The following is a 17,208-nucleotide window of genomic DNA, read 5'->3' on the forward strand; positions in this document are numbered from 1 at the left end:
GGGCTCTCGGGAGGGTGGGGGGCCGGGGGCGGCTCCGGGGGTGGCCGCTCCGGGGGCTGGATGATTTTCAGACTGCCAACCCTGGAGGTGGGGCGTTCAGATCGTTGGCAGTCTGAAAATCACCCGTCACGCCCCTCTCCGCGGCCACCCCCTGCGCCACCCCCTCCCGCAGCGCGTCCCTCTCGCCAGAGGGGAGGAGGGGGTGGGTGGGGGGTGCTGTGGGTGGGTGGGTGTTGGGGGAGGTTTTGTTGCGGGCGCGCGGGCTTTCGCCCTGCGTGCCCGCTGGGTGGGAGCGCAGGCGGGGGGTGGGGGGTCGGGGGAGACTGGGGGCATGCCGGAGCTGCCTGAGGTCGAGGCGTTGAGTGCTTTCCTGTCCGAGCGGTTGACCGGGCGGGTGATCGCTCGGGTGCAGCCGGTGGCGATCAGTGCGTTGAAGACGTACGACCCGCCGGTGACGGCGTTGGAGGGGCGGACGGTCGGGGCGGTGACCAGGCGGGGCAAGTTCCTGGACGTCGAGGCGGAGGGGCTGCACCTGGTGGTCCACCTGGCCCGGGCGGGCTGGTTGCGGTGGAAGGACGGTCTGCCCGCTGAGCCGCCGCGGCCGTCTCCGCGCAATCCGCTGGCGTTGCGGGTGCGGTTGGCGGGGGAGGCCGGGGACGGGTTCGATCTCACCGAGGCCGGGTCGAAGAAGGGGCTGGCGGTGTACGTGGTGCGGGAGCCGGCCGAGGTGCCGGGGGTGGCCAGGCTCGGGCCGGATCCGCTGGACCCGGGCTTCGGGCTGGCGGACTTCGCGGCGCTGTTGCGGGGCGAGCGGCGTCGGCTCAAGGGGGTGCTGCGGGACCAGGGGGTGTTGGCGGGGGTGGGCAACGCCTACTCGGACGAGGTGCTGCACGCGGCCCGGATGTCGCCGTACAAGCTGGCCGCGAGTCTGACCGAGGACGAGGTGGCCCGGCTGTACGAGGCGCTCGGGGGCACGCTGCGGGAGGCGGTGGAGCGCTCGCGGGGGCTGGCGGCGGGGGAGCTGAAGGCGGAGAAGAAGCTCGGGCTGCGGGTGCACGGACGGACCGGTGAGCCCTGCCCGGTGTGCGGGGACACCATTCGGGAGGTGTCCTTCGCGGACTCCTCGTTCCAGTACTGCCCTACCTGCCAGACCGGGGGCAAGCCGTTGGCGGACCGGCGGTTGTCGCGGCTGTTGAAGTGAGGGGGAGGAGAAGTGAGGGGGAGGGGGAGGGGAAGTGGGGAGGGGAGGGGAAGTGAGGGGTGGGACGGGTTTTGGCCGTCCCACCCGGTCGTCGGTGTTTGGTCAGCGCTTGATGGCGACGCCGCCCCAGTAGTAGGCGGCCTTCGGGTCGGCCGGGGGCTCGCCGTCGGGGCGCCAGGCCAGCACAGGGGCGACGCCCGGTTCGACCAGGTCCCAGCCGTCGAAGAAGCGGACGACGTCGTCGTAGCCGCGCGGTACCAGGGTCATCCCGCCGGCCCGGGCGGCCTCGGCGACCTTGCCGACGGCCTCGGGGTCGAAGTCCGGGGTGGGGGTGGTCAGGGCGATGCAGCTGCCGGCGGGCAGGGCGTCGCGCAGTGCGGCGACCCGGCCCCAGGGGTCGTCCTCGTCGGCGATCAGCATCAGTACGGCGATCATCAGCAGGCCGACGGGCTGGGTGAGGTCGAGGGTGGCGGTGAGCGCCGGGTCGGCGAACAGCTCCTCGGGCTTGCGCAGGTCGGCGTGGATGTAGGTGGTGCGGCTGGCCGGGCTGGAGACCATCAGGGCGCGGGCGTGGGCGAGCACGATCGGGTCGTTGTCGACGTAGACCACCCGGGTGCCGGGGCTGACCGCCTCGGCGATCTCGTGGGTGTTCGGCGAGGTCGGGATGCCGGTGCCGAGGTCGAGGAACTGGCGGATGCCGTGCTCCTGGGCGAGGTGGCGCACGGCCCGGCCCTGAAATGCCCGGTTGGCCTTGGCCATCGCCTTGACGCTCGGTACGGCCTGCTCGATGGCCTGCCCCATGGCGCGGTCCGGCGGGAAGTTGGTCTTCCCGCCCAGCCAGTAGTCGTACACGCGCGCAGAGTGCGGGGCGGTGGTGTCGACACCGAAGCGTTCCCACTGGCTGAGCTCGGTGGCGTCGTCGTCCTGCGGGCCCTGGCGGGGGGAGTCCTGACTTGTCGTCATGGCCACGTCCTCTGATGGCAGATCATCACACTGGGGAAGGCACAGCGTAGCGGTCCGGACGGGAGGTGGAGCGTCCGGTCGGGGAAGATCCGTGGAAGATCTTCGGAAGCGGAGTGGACGGCCGGTGGCCTTGAGCCGTCGGAGTGGTGATGGGGGCCGTCGGAGTTGCCGTCGGGGAGCGGCGGGGACGGCCGGGGGAAGCATCCAGAATGCTGTCAGATCGTCAGATTACTTCGCGCAGATTGCTGCTGGTTGCGGCCGGAATGTCCCTGCTGGGGACGGCCGCCGGATGTCGGAGCCCTTGGGGTGGCGGGGAGGGCGGCGCGGCGGCGGGGGCGGCTGATGCCGCGGCCCCGGCGGGGACCGAGGGGGCGTCGGCCGCGCCGTCGGTGGCGGCCCCGGGGGGCACGCCCTCCGCGGTGCCCTCGCCGGCGCCGCCGTCCGGCGCCGCGCCGAGCGCGGTGCCCGTGCGCCGGGCGCTCTCCGAGGCGGAGAGCAAGCCGGTGTACGACCTGGACCCGGAGCGGAAGGTGGTGGCGCTCACCATCGACGACGGGCCGGACCCCCGGTACACGCCGACCGTGCTGTCGATGTTCGAGCAGTACGGGATCAGGGCCACGTTCTTCCTGATCGGGGAGAACGCGGTCGAGCACCCCGCCCTGGTGCGGGAGATCGCGGACCGCGGCCACCACATCGCCAACCACACCTGGACCCACCCCGACCTGCGGCACATGTCGGAGGGCAAGGTGCGGGACGAGCTGGAGCGCACCTCCGACCTGCTGCAGCGGACCACCGGCCGGCAGCCCACCTGGTTCCGCGCGCCGGGCGGGGACTTCTCGGCGGTCTCGCTCAAGGTGGCCGCCGACCTGGGGATGCGGAACATGGCCTGGTCGGTGGACCCGCGGGACTGGGCCCGGCCGGGGACCTCGGCGATCATCGACCGGGTCCTCAAGAACGTCCGGCCCGGGTCGATCGTGCTCAACCACGACGGGGGCGGGGACCGGTCGCAGACGGTGGCGGCGTTGAAGGCGTACCTGCCGGTGCTCGTCGACTCGGGGTATCTCTTCACGGCTCCGCCGAACTGAGTTTCGTATGACGGGGCAGGTCGCGGTTTTAACCCTTAAACCACTCGAATGGGTGGATTAGAAGAACCGTTTCTGCGTTTTTTGGGCCTCTAGGGTGATCTCGCACCAATTAACCGGGTACTGCCGAGTACCACCTGAAAGGCCCTCACTCATGCGTCTCCGCAACGCCATGCTCGCCGCCGCCAGCGCCGTCGCCCTCGTCCTCGCCGTCCCGTTCTCCGCGAATGCCGCGACGGGCGACTTCCTCTACAAGGTCGGCCCCGGGGTCCCCGTGGGCCTGGCCGACCCGCAGAGCCGCGAGTGCATCGACCTGCCGTGGACCACCGAGGAGGACCCGGGCTTCGCGCCGGAGAACCGCACCCAGTCCACGGCCACGGTCTTCCTGGACTTCGGCTGCTCGGGCGACGTCTTCTACGTCATGAACCCGGGCAAGAAGCTCGGTGACCGGCTGAAGCTGCGCTCCGTGGTCTTCTCCTGAGCCCCGGGGAGCGCGGGGTGGCCGGGGCCGGGCGGGCGGCGTAGGTTCGAACTGTCCGGCCCGGTCGCCGGCCCCTCGCCGTGCCCGTACGCCTGTCGTCGTCGCGCGGCCCGCCGTGCCCGTGGTCGGGCGCCGCAGCCTGGGCAGAGCGAAGGAGGGCCTGGGATGACCGGCAACGGCTACGCGCACCCCGAGGCGTTGGTCCGCACCGAATGGCTGGCCCACCACCTGGACGACGGGACGATCCGGGTCGTCGAGGTGGACGAGGACACCGAGGCCTACGACCGGGACCACATCCCCGGCGCGGTCGGCTGGAACTGGACCACCGACCTGCACAGCCAGGTCGGCCGGGACTACATCGACCGCGACGGCGTCCAGCACCTGCTGCGGGCGGCCGGGGTCGAGGACGACACCACCGTGGTGCTCTACGGGGGCAACAACAACTGGTTCGCCGCCTACGCCTACTGGCTGTTGCGGCTGCGCGGCTTCGGGCCGGTGCGGCTGCTGGACGGCGGGCGCAAGAAGTGGGAGCTGGAGGAGCGGGAGCTCACCCGTGCGGTGATGGACTACCAGCACAGCGGGTTCCGGTTGAGCGGGCCCGAGCGGCCGGAGCTGCGGGCGCTGCGGGACGAGGTGCTGGCCAGGGCCGAGGTGTTCGCCAAGCCCGGGGCGGACGCGGTGCTGGTGGACGTCCGCTCGCCGGCCGAGTTCCGGGGCGAGCTGATCGCGCCCCCGCACCTGCCGCAGGAGCAGGCGCAGGTGCCCGGGCACATCCCCGGCGCGGTCAACATCCCGTGGTCCCAGGCGGCCAACGACGACGGGTCGTTCCGTTCGGCGGAGGAGCTGCGGGCGCTGTACGGGGGGAAGGGCGTGGAGCCGGAGCGCGAGGTGATCGCGTACTGCCGGATCGGCGAGCGGTCCGCGCACACCTGGTTCGCGCTCACCGAGCTGCTCGGGTACCCGCACGTGAAGAACTACGACGGCTCGTGGACGGAGTACGGCTCGTTGGTGCGGGCGCCGGTGGTGCTCGGGGCGTGAGGGGGAGGAAGGGCAGGAGGGGTGCGAGGGGCTTCAAGGGCCTCAGGGGTGGGTGGGGTGGCGTGACGGCTTCGCGGCCGGGCTGCGAAGCCGTCGTGTCGGCGGGTTTCTTTTCATGAACATCTCACCGGAGGGGAGTGGACGAGGGGCTGCCGGGACAAGGATCGATCCGACCCAATCGTTCCGGTGATCCCTGGAGGACCACGTGCGCAAGAGGCTGATCGTCTCTGCTGCCAGTGCCTTGAGCCTGTTCCTGGCCGTTCCCGCCTCGGCTTCCGGCTTCCAGCCGGGCGCGGCCGGGGTCGGCGACCCGTACTACCCGACCTACGGCAACGGCGGGTACCGGGTCTCGCACTACGACATCCGGTTGAAGTACCAGCCCGCCACGGACGAGCTGGAGGGCACCACGACCATCCTCGCCACGGCCACGCAGGACCTCTCCCGGTTCAACCTCGACTTCGCGTTGGACGTCTCGGAGGTGCGGGTCAACGGCCGGGTCGCGAAGTTCGCCACCAGCGGTGAGCAGGAGCTGGAGATCACCCCCGCGCGGCCGCTCGCCAAGGGCTCCCAGGCCACCGTGGTGGTGCGCTACAAGGGCGTGCCCTCCACGGTGAAGAAGTACGGCTTCACCAGCTGGCACCGGACCCCGGACGGCGCCGTGGCGGCGAACGAGCCCGAGGCCGCCTGGTGGTGGTTCCCGAGCAACGACCACCCGAGCAACAAGGCCACCTACGACGTCTCGGTGCTCGTCCCGGACGGCAACCAGGTGATCAGCAACGGCGTGCTGACGGGCACCAGCTCGCAGGCCGGCTGGACCCGGTACAGCTGGCGGGAGAACAAGCCGCAGGCGACGTACCTGGCCACGCTCGCGGTCGGCAAGTTCGACATCGCCCGGGACACCACGCCGAGCGGGCTGCCGGTCTACAACGCGTACAGCAAGGACCTCGGCGAGAACGCGGACGCGGCGCGGGCGAGCGTCGAGCGCACCGGTGAGCTGGTGGACTGGCTGAGCGGCTACTTCGGCGAGTACCCGTTCAGCTCGGTCGGCGGCTACGTCCCCAATGTGCCGACCGGCTACGCCCTGGAGACCCAGACCCGGATCTTCTACAGCCCCCGGCAGTTCGCCCGGGGCACCAACACCTCGGTGGTCGTCCACGAGCTGGCCCACCAGTGGTACGGGGACAGCGTCTCGCTCTCCAAGTGGAGCGACATCTGGCTGAACGAGGGCTTCGCCCGGTACTCGCAGTTCCTCTGGTCGGAGCACGAGAACGAGGGCACCGCGCAGGAGCTCGCCGACTACGTCTACGCCTCGCACCCGGCCGACGACCCGTTCTGGAAGGTCAAGCCGGGCGACCCGGGCCCGGACGACCAGTTCTCCGGCGCGGTGTACGACCGGGGTGCGGTGGCCGTCCAGGCGCTGCGCAACGCCGTCGGGGACGAGAAGTTCTTCAAGATCCTGAAGGGCTGGCCCACCGAGCGCCGCTATGGCAACGCCACCATCCCGGAGTTCCAGGCCTATGCGGAGAAGGTCTCCGGGAAGAAGCTCGGGGACGTGCTGAACACCTGGCTGTTCACCCCCGGCAAGCCGGCGGTCGGGCCGGTGCCGCCGGGTGCCGCGGCTGCTGCCTCGCTGGCCCCGGGTGCGGGCCGGGCGGAGGGTCGGCTGCCGGCGGAGCCGAAGTCCTGGAAGCAGATCCAGGAGACCAACTCGGTGCACCGGTCCCATAGCTGACGACATGTCGGAATGGTCGGCGTGACGGCTTCGGGGCGCGGGCGCGAAGCCGTCATGTCGGCGCATTTCTTTTTATGAACATCTCACCGGAAGGGAGTGGGGGAGGGGTTGACGGGACAAGGATCGGTTCAACCCCATCGTTCCGGTGATCCCTGGAGGACCATGTGCGCAAGAGGCTGATCGTCTCTGCTGCCAGTGCCCTGAGCCTGTTCCTGGCCGTCCCGGCCTCGGCTTCCGGCTTCCAACCCGGCGCGGACGGCGTCGGGGACCCGTACTACCCGACCCTCGGCAACGGTGGGTACCGGGTCTCGCACTACGACATCCGGTTGAAGTACCAGCCCGCCACGGACGAGCTGGAGGGCACCACGACCATCCTCGCCACGGCCACCCAGGACCTCTCCCGGTTCAACCTCGACTTCGCGCTGAAGGTCTCGGAGGTGCGGGTCAACGGCCGGGTCGCGACCTTCGCCACCAGTGGCGACCAGGAGCTGGAGATCACCCCCGCGCGGCCGCTCGCCAAGGGCGACCAGGCCACCGTGGTGGTGCGCTACAAGGACGTGCCGTCCACCGTGGAGAGGTACGGCGGCTACACCGCCTGGCGCCGCACCCCGGACGGTGCGGTGGTGGCCGGCGAGCCCGTGTCGGCCGCGTGGTGGTACCCGAGCAACGACCACCCGAGCAACAAGGCGACCTTCGACGTCTCGGTGCTGGTGCCGGACGGCAACCAGGTGATCAGCAACGGCGTGCTGACCGGGACCAGTTCGCTGGCGGGCTGGACCCGGTACAGCTGGCGGGAGAACAAGCCGCAGGCGACCTACCTGGCGACCCTGGCGATCGGCAAGTTCGACATCACCCAGGACACCACCGCGAGCGGGCTGCCGGTCTACAACGCGTACAGCAAGGACCTCGGCGAGAACGCGGACGCGGCGCGGGCGAGCGTCGAGCGGACCGGCGAGCTGGTGGACTGGCTGAGCGGCTACTTCGGCGAGTACCCGTTCAGCTCCGTCGGCGGCTACGTCGCCAACACCTCCTCCAGTGGCGCCCTGGAGACCCAGACCAGGGTCTCCTACGGCCCCGGGCTGTTCGCCCGGGGCACCAACACCTCGGTGGTCGTCCACGAGCTGGCCCACCAGTGGTACGGGGACAGCGTCTCGCTCTCCAAGTGGAGCGACATCTGGCTGAACGAGGGCTTCGCCGAGTACTCGCAGTTCCTCTGGTCCGAGCACGAGAACGAGGGCACCGCGCAGGCAGTGGCCGACTACATCTACGCCTCGCACCCGGCCGACGACCCGTTCTGGACCGTCAAGCCGGGCGACCCGGGTGAGGAGAACCAGTTCTCCGGCGCGGTGTACTACCGCGGCGCGGTGGCCATCCAGGCGCTGCGCAACGCCGTCGGGGACGAGAAGTTCTTCCAGATCCTCAAGGGCTGGCCCACCGAGCGGCGCTACGGGAACGCCACCATCCCGGAGTTCCAGGCGTACGCCGAGAAGGTCTCCGGCCAGAAGCTCGGGGACCTGCTGAACACCTGGCTGTTCACCCCGAGCAAGCCGGCCGTCGGGCCGGTGCCGCCGGGTGCCGCGCCGGTTGCCGCCTCGCTGGCGCCGGGCGCGGACGCCGGCCGGGACGCGGTGCCGGTCGAGCCGAAGTCCTGGAAGAAGATCCAGGAGGCCGGTTCGGTGCACGAGGGCCGGCACTGACGGCAGGGCGGTACGAGGGCGTTCGGGTCGGCGGTTCCGCGCGCGCTGCGGGGACCGTCGGCCCGGCCTATGCCTCCCCGGGGCCGTCCGCCGCCAGCAGTTCGGTGAGGCGGCGGACGGCGAAGGGTATGAGCTCGCGGACCGGGACCAGGCGGCAGGGCGCGGCGCCGACCAGGACCTCGCGGATGCCTGCCAGCTCCTCGAACTCCCGCCCCACGACCGGGAAGTGGGTGTCGTTGTCGTCCCCCACGTCCGGTGCCTCGATCCAGACCCGCTCGCCCTGGATCGCCATCGGGAAGCGGCGGAGCTTGAGCCGGCGGTTGGGGGCGAAGGTCTCGGCGTAGTGCAGGAAGGTGTTGCGGTTGTGGCCGACGCCGACCAGCAGCACGTGCCCGCCGAGGTCGTGCAGCGCGCCGAACGGCGACTCCCGGCCGACGGCGAAGCCGAGCGAGCGCCGGGCGGTGACCTCCCGGGCGTGCGCGCCGACGGCGGCGACCGAGACCTGCGGGTGGGTGCTGCGCAGGCTCTCCGGCAGGGCGCGCAGCGCCTCCGCGACCGCGCCGGTGTCGCAGGGCAGCCCGGCGTGGAACAGCGGGACGGCGGCCCGGAGTTCGGCCAGCTCGGGGCCGGGCGGGCCGCTGTGCCCGGGGGCCGGGTCGTGGACCGTGCCGGAGGTGAAGGCGGGCACGGCGACGGTGCCGCCGGGCCCGACCGCCTCGCGCAGGCCGGCCACCACGGCCGCCGCGCCGCCCTCGACCCGGCCGAGGCTGGAGAGCGAGGAGTGCACGATCAGCGCCATGCCCTCACGGACGCCCACCCGGTGCCAGCCCTCCACGAGGTCGGCGGTGGTGAGCGGGCGGGTGCCCGGTGTGGTCATGGTGCCCCCTGGTGACGGCGGTGCGGTTGGTACTGGATGGTTCGGGGCCGACCATAGCGGGTGGCACTGACAGTGGGTCAGGACGGGGGTGCCCTGGGTCAGGTCGTGGTCGGCCGGACGGCGGGGTGGCCGGCCGGGAGGCGGGGGTAGTCGGTGTAGCCGGTGGCCTCCTGGCCGTAGAGGTGGGTGGGGTCGACGGGGGTGAGCGGGGCGTTCGCGGCGAACCGTTCCGGCAGGTCGGGGTTGGCGATGAAGGCGCGGCCGTAGGAGACCAGGTCGGCCAGGCCGGCGGCCAGCACGGCCTCGCCGCGCTCCCGGTCGGTGGCGGCGCGGTTCTCGCCGACGTTGCCGATCAGCGGGCCGGACCAGCGCGGGCGCAGGTCGGCCAGGGCCGGGTAGTCGTCGTTGTCGGTGAGGTGGAGGTAGGCCAGGCCGAGGCCGTCGAGTTCGGCGAGCAGGGCGCGGTAGACGGGGGCGGGGTCGGCCTCGTCCATGCCGAACTGCGGGTTGCCGGGGGACAGCCGCAGGCCGAGGCGGTCGGGGCCGATGGCCTCGGCGACGGCGGTGACCAGTTCGATCGGGAAGCGCAGCCGGTCGGCGAGGGTACGGGGGCCGTACTCGTCGGTGCGCAGGTTGGTGTTGTCGGCCAGGAACTGGTGGATCAGGTAGGAGTTGGCGCCGTGCAGTTCGACGGCGTCGAAGCCGGCGGCGAGGGCCAGGCGGGCGGAGTCGACGTGGTCGGCGACGGTGCGGCGGATCTCCTCGCGGGTCATGGCGCGCGGGGTGACGGCCTCGGCCTTGCCGCCGTCCTTGACGTGCACCGGGCCCGGGGCCGGGACGGCGGAGGGGCCGGCCGGGACGTCGCCGAGCAGCCGGTTGAGCGGGTGGCCCTGGCGGCCGCCGTGCATCAGCTGGGCGGCGATCCGCCCGCCGGCGGCGTGCACGGCCCCGGTCACGGCGCGCCAGCCGGCCGCGTGCGCGGGCGTCTCCAGGCCGGGCAGGCGCCAGCCGGACTGGCCCTGCCGGCTGGGCCAGATGCCTTCGGTGACGATCAGGCCGGCGCTCGCGCGCTGGGCGTAGTACTCGGCGACGACGGGCAGCGGCGTGCCGTCCTCGGCGGCCCGGTAGCGCGTCATCGGGGCCATGACGACGCGGTTCGGCAGGTCGAGCGCGCCGAGGCGGTACGGGGTGAGCAGGGATGCGGTGGCGGTCGTGGTCATGCCGGTACGGTAGAACTTGACATCAGTGTCAGGTTCAAGCGCGGACGCCTGCCCCGTCCGTCGGCGCGGCCGCCTCGGTGAGGATCAACTCCTCGATCCCGTACAGGAACCGCTCCATCGCGGGGCGCGGCAGCACGGCCGGGTCCGCCGTCATGGCCAGGCTCAGCGCCTCGGCGGACTGCAGGGCGTCCAGGGCGTAGGTCAGGCCGGGGCGCGGCTCGAAGTCCACCGGCCAGCTGAGGGTGGTGTGCTCCTCGCCGGGGGCGGCCGGGGCCGGGAGCAGCTCCCGGGTGTCGTTGAACACGCAGGAGCGGTCGGCCAGTCGGACCCCCTCGGCGGTCAGCCGGTCGATCTCGGCGGCCAGGGCCAGCCTGTCGTAGTACGCGTGGCGGTAGGTGCCGATCGCCGCGGCGTGGGTGCGGCGCACGACCTCGCCGAACTCGGCGGTGGCGTCCGGGAGATGGAAGAGGCCGTCGCCCGCGATCACGCCGACCGCGTTGGCCAGCTCCGGCAGGAAGCGGTTGTTGACCACGACGTTCAGCACGGCCTCGGTGGAGCCGGCGAGCCGGGCGGTCATCGCGGCCGTCGCGGCGAGCAGCACCGAGCCCGTGCTGACCCGGTGCCGGGCCGCGACCCGCTCGACGGCCCGGGGCAGGGCGGGGGAGCGGAGCACCGCGTTCGGGAACCGGGCGGGCTCTGCGGTGGTCGGCGGGAGGGGGTGGGACGGGAAGAGTCGGGGCGGGCCGAGTCGGAGCTTGCGCACGAACTGCTTGCGGGCCCCCGCGTCGCGCCGCCGGCCGCGTTCGGAGGTCTGGAACTCGGCTTCCTCCAGCGGCTGTTGGGCTGGTTCGCGCAGCTCGGCCAGCTCCTCGGGGGAGCTGCCGAGGCAGAGCGCGGACAGGTCGGCGACCAGCCTGCTCATCCCGGAGCCGTCCACCGCGGTGTGCGAGAGCACCAGGCTGATGTGCCGGACCAGCCCGCCCGCCGTCACCGCGCCGACCCGCACCGGCCACTGGGTGGCGGTGTCGAAGGGCTGTGCCGCCAGCTCCTCGTGCAGCCGGGTGCCGAGTTCGGCCGGGTCCTCGTGCTCTCCGGCGGGCCACAGGTGGACGTCCAGGTTGCCTTCGCCGTCGACGAGTTGGCGGAGGCCGCCGGCCTCGTCGGGGCGCAGCCGGGTGTGCAGCGAGTCGTGCAGGTGCAGCAGCCGCTCCAGGGCGGCGAGCAGTACGGGCAGGGGCAGCCCCGGGTCCAGCGGCGCGGCGGTGGCGATGTTGTAGCGCGGCGCGTCGGCCGGCGGCAGCCGTCGTACGGCGTCCCAGATGGCCCGTTGGCCCCAGGTGGCCGGTCCGGTCCCGGTCCGTCCGGACGAGAAGGCGAGCTCCAGCAGTTGGCGAGTGGTCACCGATCGGCTCTCCGTAGTGCGGTGGTCGTGGCGTCGTGGCGTCGTGCCGGTGCGTTGGGAGCGCGGGTGCTGCTGGGGAGAGTGTGGCGCACCGCCCGTCGTGCGTCGAGGGTCGTGCGGCCGTCCGCGCCCGGCGGCCGTCGGGGGTTCGGGGCTTCCAAAAGTCTCTTGATGTGAAGTATCTTGATATCGAGATTGATGCCGATCGCGCGACTCGCGCCACGCACACGACGGGGGCCTGCCATGCGGGGGAACGGACTGATAGCGCAGCTGCGGCGGCCGCCGGGCGGGCGGGACGCGCGGATCATGCTGCTGGCGCAGTGCGTCGACCGGACCGGCACGGGGGTGTGGGCAGCGGCCTCGGTGCTCTACTTCACCTACGTCTGCGGGATGGACGCGCGGCAGCTGGGACTGCTGCTCGGGGTCGGGGCGGTGGCGGGGATCGCCGGGTCCCCGCTGGCCGGGCGGGCGGCCGAACGGGTGCCGGTGCGGTGGCTGCTGATCGGCTGCCACCTGCTGCGGCTCGGGGCGATGGGGCTGCTGCTGGTGGTCGACGACTTCGCCGCGCTGCTGCCCGTGGTGGCCCTGATCTGCCTGGCCGAACGGGCCGCCAAGACCCTGGAGATGCTGTTCGCGACCCGGGTGGCGGGCGAGCGGCGGGCCACCTACCAGGCCCTGTTCCGCAGCGTGGCCAACGCCGGGTACGCGCTCGGCGCGGGTGTCGCGGCGATCGGGCTGGCGGTCGGGACCACCGCCGCCTACCGGGTGCTGATCCTGGCCAACGGGCTGTCCTACGTGCTGGCCGCCGTGCTGGTCTGGCGCACCCGGGAGCCGTCCGGGCGCGGTCTGGTCGCGGCGAAGGCCGGAGAGGCGCCCGCCGGGGCGGCGGCCGCCGCGCCCAGCCCCTGGCGCGACCGGGGCTACCTGCGGTTCGTCCTGCTGGACATGCCGCTGAACCTGGACGACTCGGTCCTCAACGTCGGGCTGCCGCTCTGGCTGGTCCACCACACCGGCGCGCCGCACGCCGTTGTCCCGGTCTTCCTGGTGCTCAACACGGTGCTCGTGGTGCTGCTGCAACTGCGGGTCTCCGCCTGGGCGGAGGGCGCGCTCGGGGCGGCCGCGGCGGTCCGCTGGTACGGGGTGACGGTGCTGGGCGGCTGCCTGCTGATCGCGCTCGCCACCGGCGCCGGGCCGGTCCTGGCCTCGGTCGCGCTGCTGGCCGCGGCGATGCTGATCACGCTGGCGGAACTGCTCCGCTCGGTGAGCTCCTGGGAGCTGGCGGTCGTGCTGGCCCCGCCGGGCGCCCAGGCCTCGTACCTCGGGGTCGCCGGGATGTCCCAGTCGGTGCAGAAGTCGGTGGGGCCGCTGCTGCTGACCGGGGTGGTGACGGCGGCCGGGCCGGTCGGGTGGCTCGGGCTCGGCGCGGCGACCGTCGGCCTCGGCACGCTCCAGCGCCGGGCCAGCCTGCGGCGGCTGGCGGCCCTGGGCGGGGCGGCCGACGGTGCGGGGGCCGAGCCGGCGCGGCCGGTCACGGCCTCGGTGGGCTGAGCCGCTACGGAGTCGGTGCGGGGGAGTCCCGGGGGAGTCCCGGGACAGCGCTGGGGGGCGACTGGGGGACATCCCCCATTCCTCCCCCAAGTAGCGGAGCACCACGGCCCGTTCGGGCCGGAACCGGTTAGCGTGCGGCCATGACTTCGATCATGGGTTCGACCCTGCGCAGGCACCTCGTCGTGGCGGCCGGCGTCACCGTGCTGCTCGCCGCCAACGCGGCCACCGCCGTCGCCCGCCCGGCCGGGCCGTCCGTCGCCGAGCAGTTGCGCCGGGACGCCGCGGCGATCCACGACCTCGGCATCAGCGGCGTGCAGGCCCGGGTGATCGGGCCCGACGGCCGCCAGACGGTCGCCACCAGCGGCACCGCCGACGTCACCACCGGCCGCCCGGTCTCCCCCGACGGCTACTTCCGGATGGCCAGCACGGCCAAGACGATGGTCGCGACCGTGGTCCTCCAACTGGAGGCCGAGGGAAGGCTGTCGCTGGACGACACGCTCGACCACTGGCTGCCGGAGGTGGTGCGGGCCAAGGGCGGAGCCGGCGGCGGGACCACCGTCCGCGAACTGCTCCAGCACCAGGGCGGCATCGTGGACCACCTGCCCGGATACGACTCGAAGGACGGGTACGAGCGGGAGCGCTACAAGGTCTACCAGCCCGAAGACCTGGTGGCCGGGGCGGAGTTCGGCACCGACAAGAGCTGGAGGTACTCCAACGTCGGCTACCTCCTGCTCGACATGGTCGTCGAGCGGGCCACCGGCCGCCCCGCCCACCGGGAGGTCGAGGACCGGATCCTGCGCCCGCTCGGCCTCGACCGGACCCGGCTGATGGGCACCTCGCCCACCCTGCCCCGGCCGCACGCCCAGGCCTACCAGCTCTTCCCCGAGCCCGACGGCCGGGTGGACGTCACCGAGCAGGTGCCGATGGACCAGGGGCTCTCCTGGGCCACCACCACACGGGACGAGAACGTCCTCCTCCGCGCACTGCTCGCGGGCCGGCTGCTGCCGGCGCGGCAACTGGCCGAGATGCGGCGGACGGTGCCCGTGGACGACCAGACCTCGGAGATGTGGCACGGCGGCGAGTACGGGCTCGGCCTGGTCAAGCGCTCGCTGACCTGCGGCGGGACCTACTGGGGCCACGACGGCGGGGACGGCGGCTTCATCACCCTCAACGGCGTCACCGAGGACGGGAAGCGCAGCGCCGTGGTCTCCATGTCCGAGGCGCTCGGCGACAGTTGGGACCACATCAAGGCCCAGGAGGACGCGGCTTCGAAGCTGATCGACCACGCCCTGTGCGCCGGGAGCCCCCGCGCCAGCTGAGCGGGCGCCGGCGGGGCGTCGGACCCTGTGATCGACGACCGCATCGTCCGAGGGGAGGGTCGTGCGGGTAGGGAACGTCTCCTCCCCGGGGTGTACACGGATAGGTCGTAGGGTCGAGGGCAGGTCGTCCCGAGGGGCGATGACCGGCGGGTGCCGGCGGCCACAGGGTGAGGCCATGACGGAAGTGAAGAACATGAAGGAACGTCAGTTCCCATCGAAAATAAGGCGGTTCACCTCGGGCGCGCTAGCAGTCGGGCTGACGTCCGCGCTGCTGACGGCCCTGGTGCCCGCCGTGGCCCAGGCCGCCGGCACCGACCTCGGGACCGGCCCCGACGCCGACCGGGGCGGCTGGACCGCGAAGATCAGCCGGACCGAGTACGGCGTCCCGCACGTCCTCGCCCGCGACTTCGGCGGCCTCGGCTACGGCTACGGGTACGCCTTCGCCCAGGACAACCTCTGCCAGCTCGCCGACCAGGTGCTCACCGTGCGCGGCGAGCGCTCGCGCCACCTCGGCCCGGACGGCGAGTCCGTGGACCGGGTGAGCAACCTGGTGAGCGACACCTACCAGCAGGGCCTGCTGCGCGCCGGGACGGTGCGGCGGCTGCAGGCCGCCCCCGCGCCGCTCGGCCCGACCGACGAGGTGCGGCAGCTGGTGGACGGCTACGTCGCCGGGTACAACCGCTACCTGCGCGACACCGGCCCCGACCACCTGCCGGACCCGTCCTGCCGGGGGAAGGCCTGGGTCGGGCCGATCACCGCGGACGACCTGTGGAACATCCTCTACGCCGCCAACACCCTGGCGGGCAGCGGCGCCGCCAAACAGCAGATCGCCACGGCCGTCCCCGCGGCCTCGACCGGGCCCGCGGCGGACGCACCCCGGATCGCCGCCCCCGGCCACTCCGCCGACAACCCCGAACTCGGCAGCAACGCCTGGGCGATCGGGCGCGACGCCAGCCGCGACGGCACCGGCCTGCTGCTGGCCAACCCGCACCTCCAGTGGGCCGGCGAGCAGCGCTTCTACCAGGCCCAGCTGACCATCCCCGGCGTCCTGGACGTCGCCGGCGCCGGACTGTACGGCATCCCGTTCCTCCAGATCGGCCACACCCGCGGCCTCGCCTGGAGCCACACCACCAGCTACGCCGACCACTACACCCTCCACCGGCTCAGCCTGGTGCCCGGCGACCCGACCGCGTACCTGGTGGACGGCAAGGCCGAGCGGATGGCCCAGGAGACCGTCAAGGTCACCGTCCGGGCCGCCGACGGGACGCTCTCCACCGTCGACCGGAGCCTCTACCGCTCCCGCCACGGCTACGTCCTCGCCGCCGGCTGGACCGGGGAGCACGCCTACACCCTCGGCGACGCCAACGCCGAGAACCTCCGCTCCCTGAACCAGTGGCTGGCGGTCGGCCGCGCCCAGAACCTCGACCAGCTCCGCCAGGCCCAGCGCACCTACCAGGGCCTCCCGTGGGTGTACACCACGGCCGTCGACTCCACCGGCACCACCTGGTTCACCGACGCCTCCGCCGTCCCGAACCTCCCCGACGCCCAGCGCGACCGCTGCCTGGTCGCGGGCGGCGGTTTCGGACAGGTGCTGGACGGCTCGACCGCCGCCTGCGACCCGGGCACCGACCCGGACGCGCTCGTGCCCGGCGTCTTCGGCCCCGCCAACCAGCCGGGCCTGACCCGTACCGACTACGTCGCCAACTCCAACAACGGCCCGTACCTGACCAACGCGGAGGCCCCGCTCACCGGCTTTCCCGCCATGTACCAGGGCGCCTCCGCGCGGATGCTGCGCAGCCAGCTGGGCCTGCGGATGATCGCCGACCGCCGGGCCGGCACCGACGGCCTCGGTGCCCCCGGGTTCACCCTCGGCTCGCTCCAGGCGACGATGTTCGGCAACCGGGTGCAGAGCGCCGAACTCGACCGCGACGACGCCGTGGCGCTGTGCCGCGCCCACCCGGAGATCGCCGCCTCCGACGGCAGGCGGGTCGACGTCCGCCCGGCCTGCGACGCGCTCGCCGCCTGGAACACCCGGGCCGACGCCGACAGCCGGGGCACCGTGCTCTGGCAGGCGTACCGGGACGCGCTGGCGGGGACCGGCACGACCGCCTGGCAGACGGTCCCGGCCGACCCGGCCCGGCCGCTGACCACCCCGCGCGGCATCGACGCCGCCAACCCCGAGGCCCAGCGGGCCCTGGCCGACGCGGTGAAGGGCATGGCGGCCCGCGGCCTGCCGGTGGACGCCCCGATCGGCCTCGTCCAGCGCTGGGCGGGCATCCCGCTGCACGGCTGCTCCCACCAGCTGGGCTGCTTCAACGTGCTGACGGCGGGGCCGGATTCGGGCACCGGCGGAGGCACCTACCCGACGAACCTCGGCAGCGTCCCGCACGGCGGCACCTTCCTGATGGCCACCGAGCTGACCGACCGGGGTCCGCGCACCAGGACGCTGCTCACCTATGGAGAGTCCGCCGACCCGACCTCGCCGCACTTCACCGACCAGACCCGCGTCTACGCCCGCAAGCAGTGGGTGACCGAGCGCTTCACCGAGGCCGAGATCCGCTCCGCGCCGGGCCTCGGCGTCACCGTCCTGCGGCGCTGACGCGCCGTCGCACGGGCCTCCGGGCCGGCGGGGGGCCGCGGAGCGCGGG

13 protein-coding genes are annotated in these 17,208 nt (G+C 73.0%); 9 read left to right on the top strand and 4 right to left on the bottom strand.

Translation table 11 applies throughout. From position 1 onward, the window contains the following. Positions 1 to 331 precede the first annotated feature (331 nt). A complete protein-coding gene (locus ACWDCZ_RS33775; RefSeq protein ID WP_049660526.1) occupies positions 332 to 1,201 on the top strand; it encodes an Fpg/Nei family DNA glycosylase in 870 nt (289 codons plus the stop codon). 102 nt (positions 1,202 to 1,303) lie between these two features. Here ACWDCZ_RS33775 and ACWDCZ_RS33780 read toward each other — a convergent pair whose 3' ends face one another. Next, entirely contained in the window at positions 1,304 to 2,164 is an 861-nt protein-coding gene (locus ACWDCZ_RS33780) for an SAM-dependent methyltransferase (protein WP_074005195.1), read from the bottom strand. A gap of 419 nt (positions 2,165 to 2,583) precedes the next feature. Here ACWDCZ_RS33780 and ACWDCZ_RS33785 point away from each other — a divergent pair, with 419 nt between their 5' ends. The 5 genes from ACWDCZ_RS33785 to ACWDCZ_RS33805 all read left to right on the top strand — a co-directional run bounded on the left by ACWDCZ_RS33785 (position 2,584) and on the right by ACWDCZ_RS33805 (position 8,194). Continuing rightward, positions 2,584 to 3,249, top strand: coding sequence for a polysaccharide deacetylase family protein (locus ACWDCZ_RS33785; protein ID WP_158077770.1), 666 nt, complete (start codon positions 2,584 to 2,586; stop codon positions 3,247 to 3,249). Between the two features lie 151 nt (positions 3,250 to 3,400). Continuing rightward, a complete protein-coding gene (locus tag ACWDCZ_RS33790; RefSeq protein ID WP_049658296.1) occupies positions 3,401 to 3,727 on the top strand; it encodes a hypothetical protein in 327 nt (108 codons plus the stop codon). Positions 3,728 to 3,892: 165 nt separating this feature from the next. Continuing rightward, positions 3,893 to 4,765 (top strand): sulfurtransferase, encoded by an 873-nt coding sequence (locus ACWDCZ_RS33795; protein WP_049658298.1) that lies wholly within the window; start codon positions 3,893 to 3,895, stop codon positions 4,763 to 4,765. A 205-nt stretch (positions 4,766 to 4,970) separates the two neighbouring features. After that, entirely contained in the window at positions 4,971 to 6,497 is a 1,527-nt protein-coding gene (locus ACWDCZ_RS33800) for a M1 family metallopeptidase (protein WP_449817844.1), read from the top strand. Between the two features lie 164 nt (positions 6,498 to 6,661). Continuing rightward, positions 6,662 to 8,194, top strand: a complete 1,533-nt coding sequence (locus ACWDCZ_RS33805; RefSeq protein WP_449817845.1) for a M1 family metallopeptidase — start codon at positions 6,662 to 6,664, stop codon at positions 8,192 to 8,194. 67 nt (positions 8,195 to 8,261) lie between these two features. Here ACWDCZ_RS33805 and ACWDCZ_RS33810 read toward each other — a convergent pair whose 3' ends face one another. From ACWDCZ_RS33810 to ACWDCZ_RS33820, 3 genes are all read right to left on the bottom strand, one after another. Beyond that, complete coding sequence (locus ACWDCZ_RS33810) at positions 8,262 to 9,071, bottom strand: aminoglycoside N(3)-acetyltransferase (RefSeq protein ID WP_375874903.1); 810 nt, start codon at positions 9,069 to 9,071, stop codon at positions 8,262 to 8,264. Positions 9,072 to 9,169: 98 nt separating this feature from the next. Beyond that, complete coding sequence (locus tag ACWDCZ_RS33815; protein ID WP_074005201.1) at positions 9,170 to 10,291, bottom strand: alkene reductase; 1,122 nt, start codon at positions 10,289 to 10,291, stop codon at positions 9,170 to 9,172. 34 nt (positions 10,292 to 10,325) lie between these two features. After that, a complete protein-coding gene (locus tag ACWDCZ_RS33820) occupies positions 10,326 to 11,693 on the bottom strand; it encodes a condensation domain-containing protein (RefSeq protein ID WP_449817846.1) in 1,368 nt (455 codons plus the stop codon). A 243-nt stretch (positions 11,694 to 11,936) separates the two neighbouring features. On the opposite strand from ACWDCZ_RS33820, the gene ACWDCZ_RS33825 reads away from it, so the two are divergent. The 3 genes from ACWDCZ_RS33825 to ACWDCZ_RS33835 all read left to right on the top strand — a co-directional run bounded on the left by ACWDCZ_RS33825 (position 11,937) and on the right by ACWDCZ_RS33835 (position 17,159). After that, positions 11,937 to 13,241, top strand: coding sequence for an MFS transporter (locus ACWDCZ_RS33825; protein ID WP_449817847.1), 1,305 nt, complete (start codon positions 11,937 to 11,939; stop codon positions 13,239 to 13,241). 140 nt (positions 13,242 to 13,381) lie between these two features. After that, positions 13,382 to 14,560 carry a serine hydrolase domain-containing protein gene (locus ACWDCZ_RS33830; protein ID WP_449817848.1) on the top strand — a complete coding sequence of 393 codons (1,179 nt, stop codon included), beginning with the start codon at positions 13,382 to 13,384 and terminating at the stop codon, positions 14,558 to 14,560. A 175-nt stretch (positions 14,561 to 14,735) separates the two neighbouring features. After that, a complete protein-coding gene (locus ACWDCZ_RS33835) occupies positions 14,736 to 17,159 on the top strand; it encodes a penicillin acylase family protein (protein WP_449817849.1) in 2,424 nt (807 codons plus the stop codon). The last annotated feature ends 49 nt before the right edge of the window (positions 17,160 to 17,208 follow it).

Source organism: Kitasatospora sp. NPDC001225 (assembly GCF_053597855.1).

Bases quoted from the DNA above. Each gene is read 5' to 3' on its own strand.
- ACWDCZ_RS33775 (WP_049660526.1), top strand. From the start codon at position 332: ATGCCGGAGCTGCCTGAGGTCGAGGCGTTGAGTGCTTTCCTGTCCGAG.
- ACWDCZ_RS33780 (WP_074005195.1), bottom strand. From the start codon at position 2,164: ATGACGACAAGTCAGGACTCCCCCCGCCAGGGCCCGCAGGACGACGAC.
- ACWDCZ_RS33790 (WP_049658296.1), top strand. From the start codon at position 3,401: ATGCGTCTCCGCAACGCCATGCTCGCCGCCGCCAGCGCCGTCGCCCTC.
- ACWDCZ_RS33795 (WP_049658298.1), top strand. From the start codon at position 3,893: ATGACCGGCAACGGCTACGCGCACCCCGAGGCGTTGGTCCGCACCGAA.
- ACWDCZ_RS33810 (WP_375874903.1), bottom strand. From the start codon at position 9,071: ATGACCACACCGGGCACCCGCCCGCTCACCACCGCCGACCTCGTGGAG.
- ACWDCZ_RS33815 (WP_074005201.1), bottom strand. From the start codon at position 10,291: ATGACCACGACCGCCACCGCATCCCTGCTCACCCCGTACCGCCTCGGC.
- ACWDCZ_RS33825 (WP_449817847.1), top strand. From the start codon at position 11,937: ATGCGGGGGAACGGACTGATAGCGCAGCTGCGGCGGCCGCCGGGCGGG.
- ACWDCZ_RS33830 (WP_449817848.1), top strand. From the start codon at position 13,382: ATGACTTCGATCATGGGTTCGACCCTGCGCAGGCACCTCGTCGTGGCG.
- ACWDCZ_RS33835 (WP_449817849.1), top strand. From the start codon at position 14,736: ATGACGGAAGTGAAGAACATGAAGGAACGTCAGTTCCCATCGAAAATA.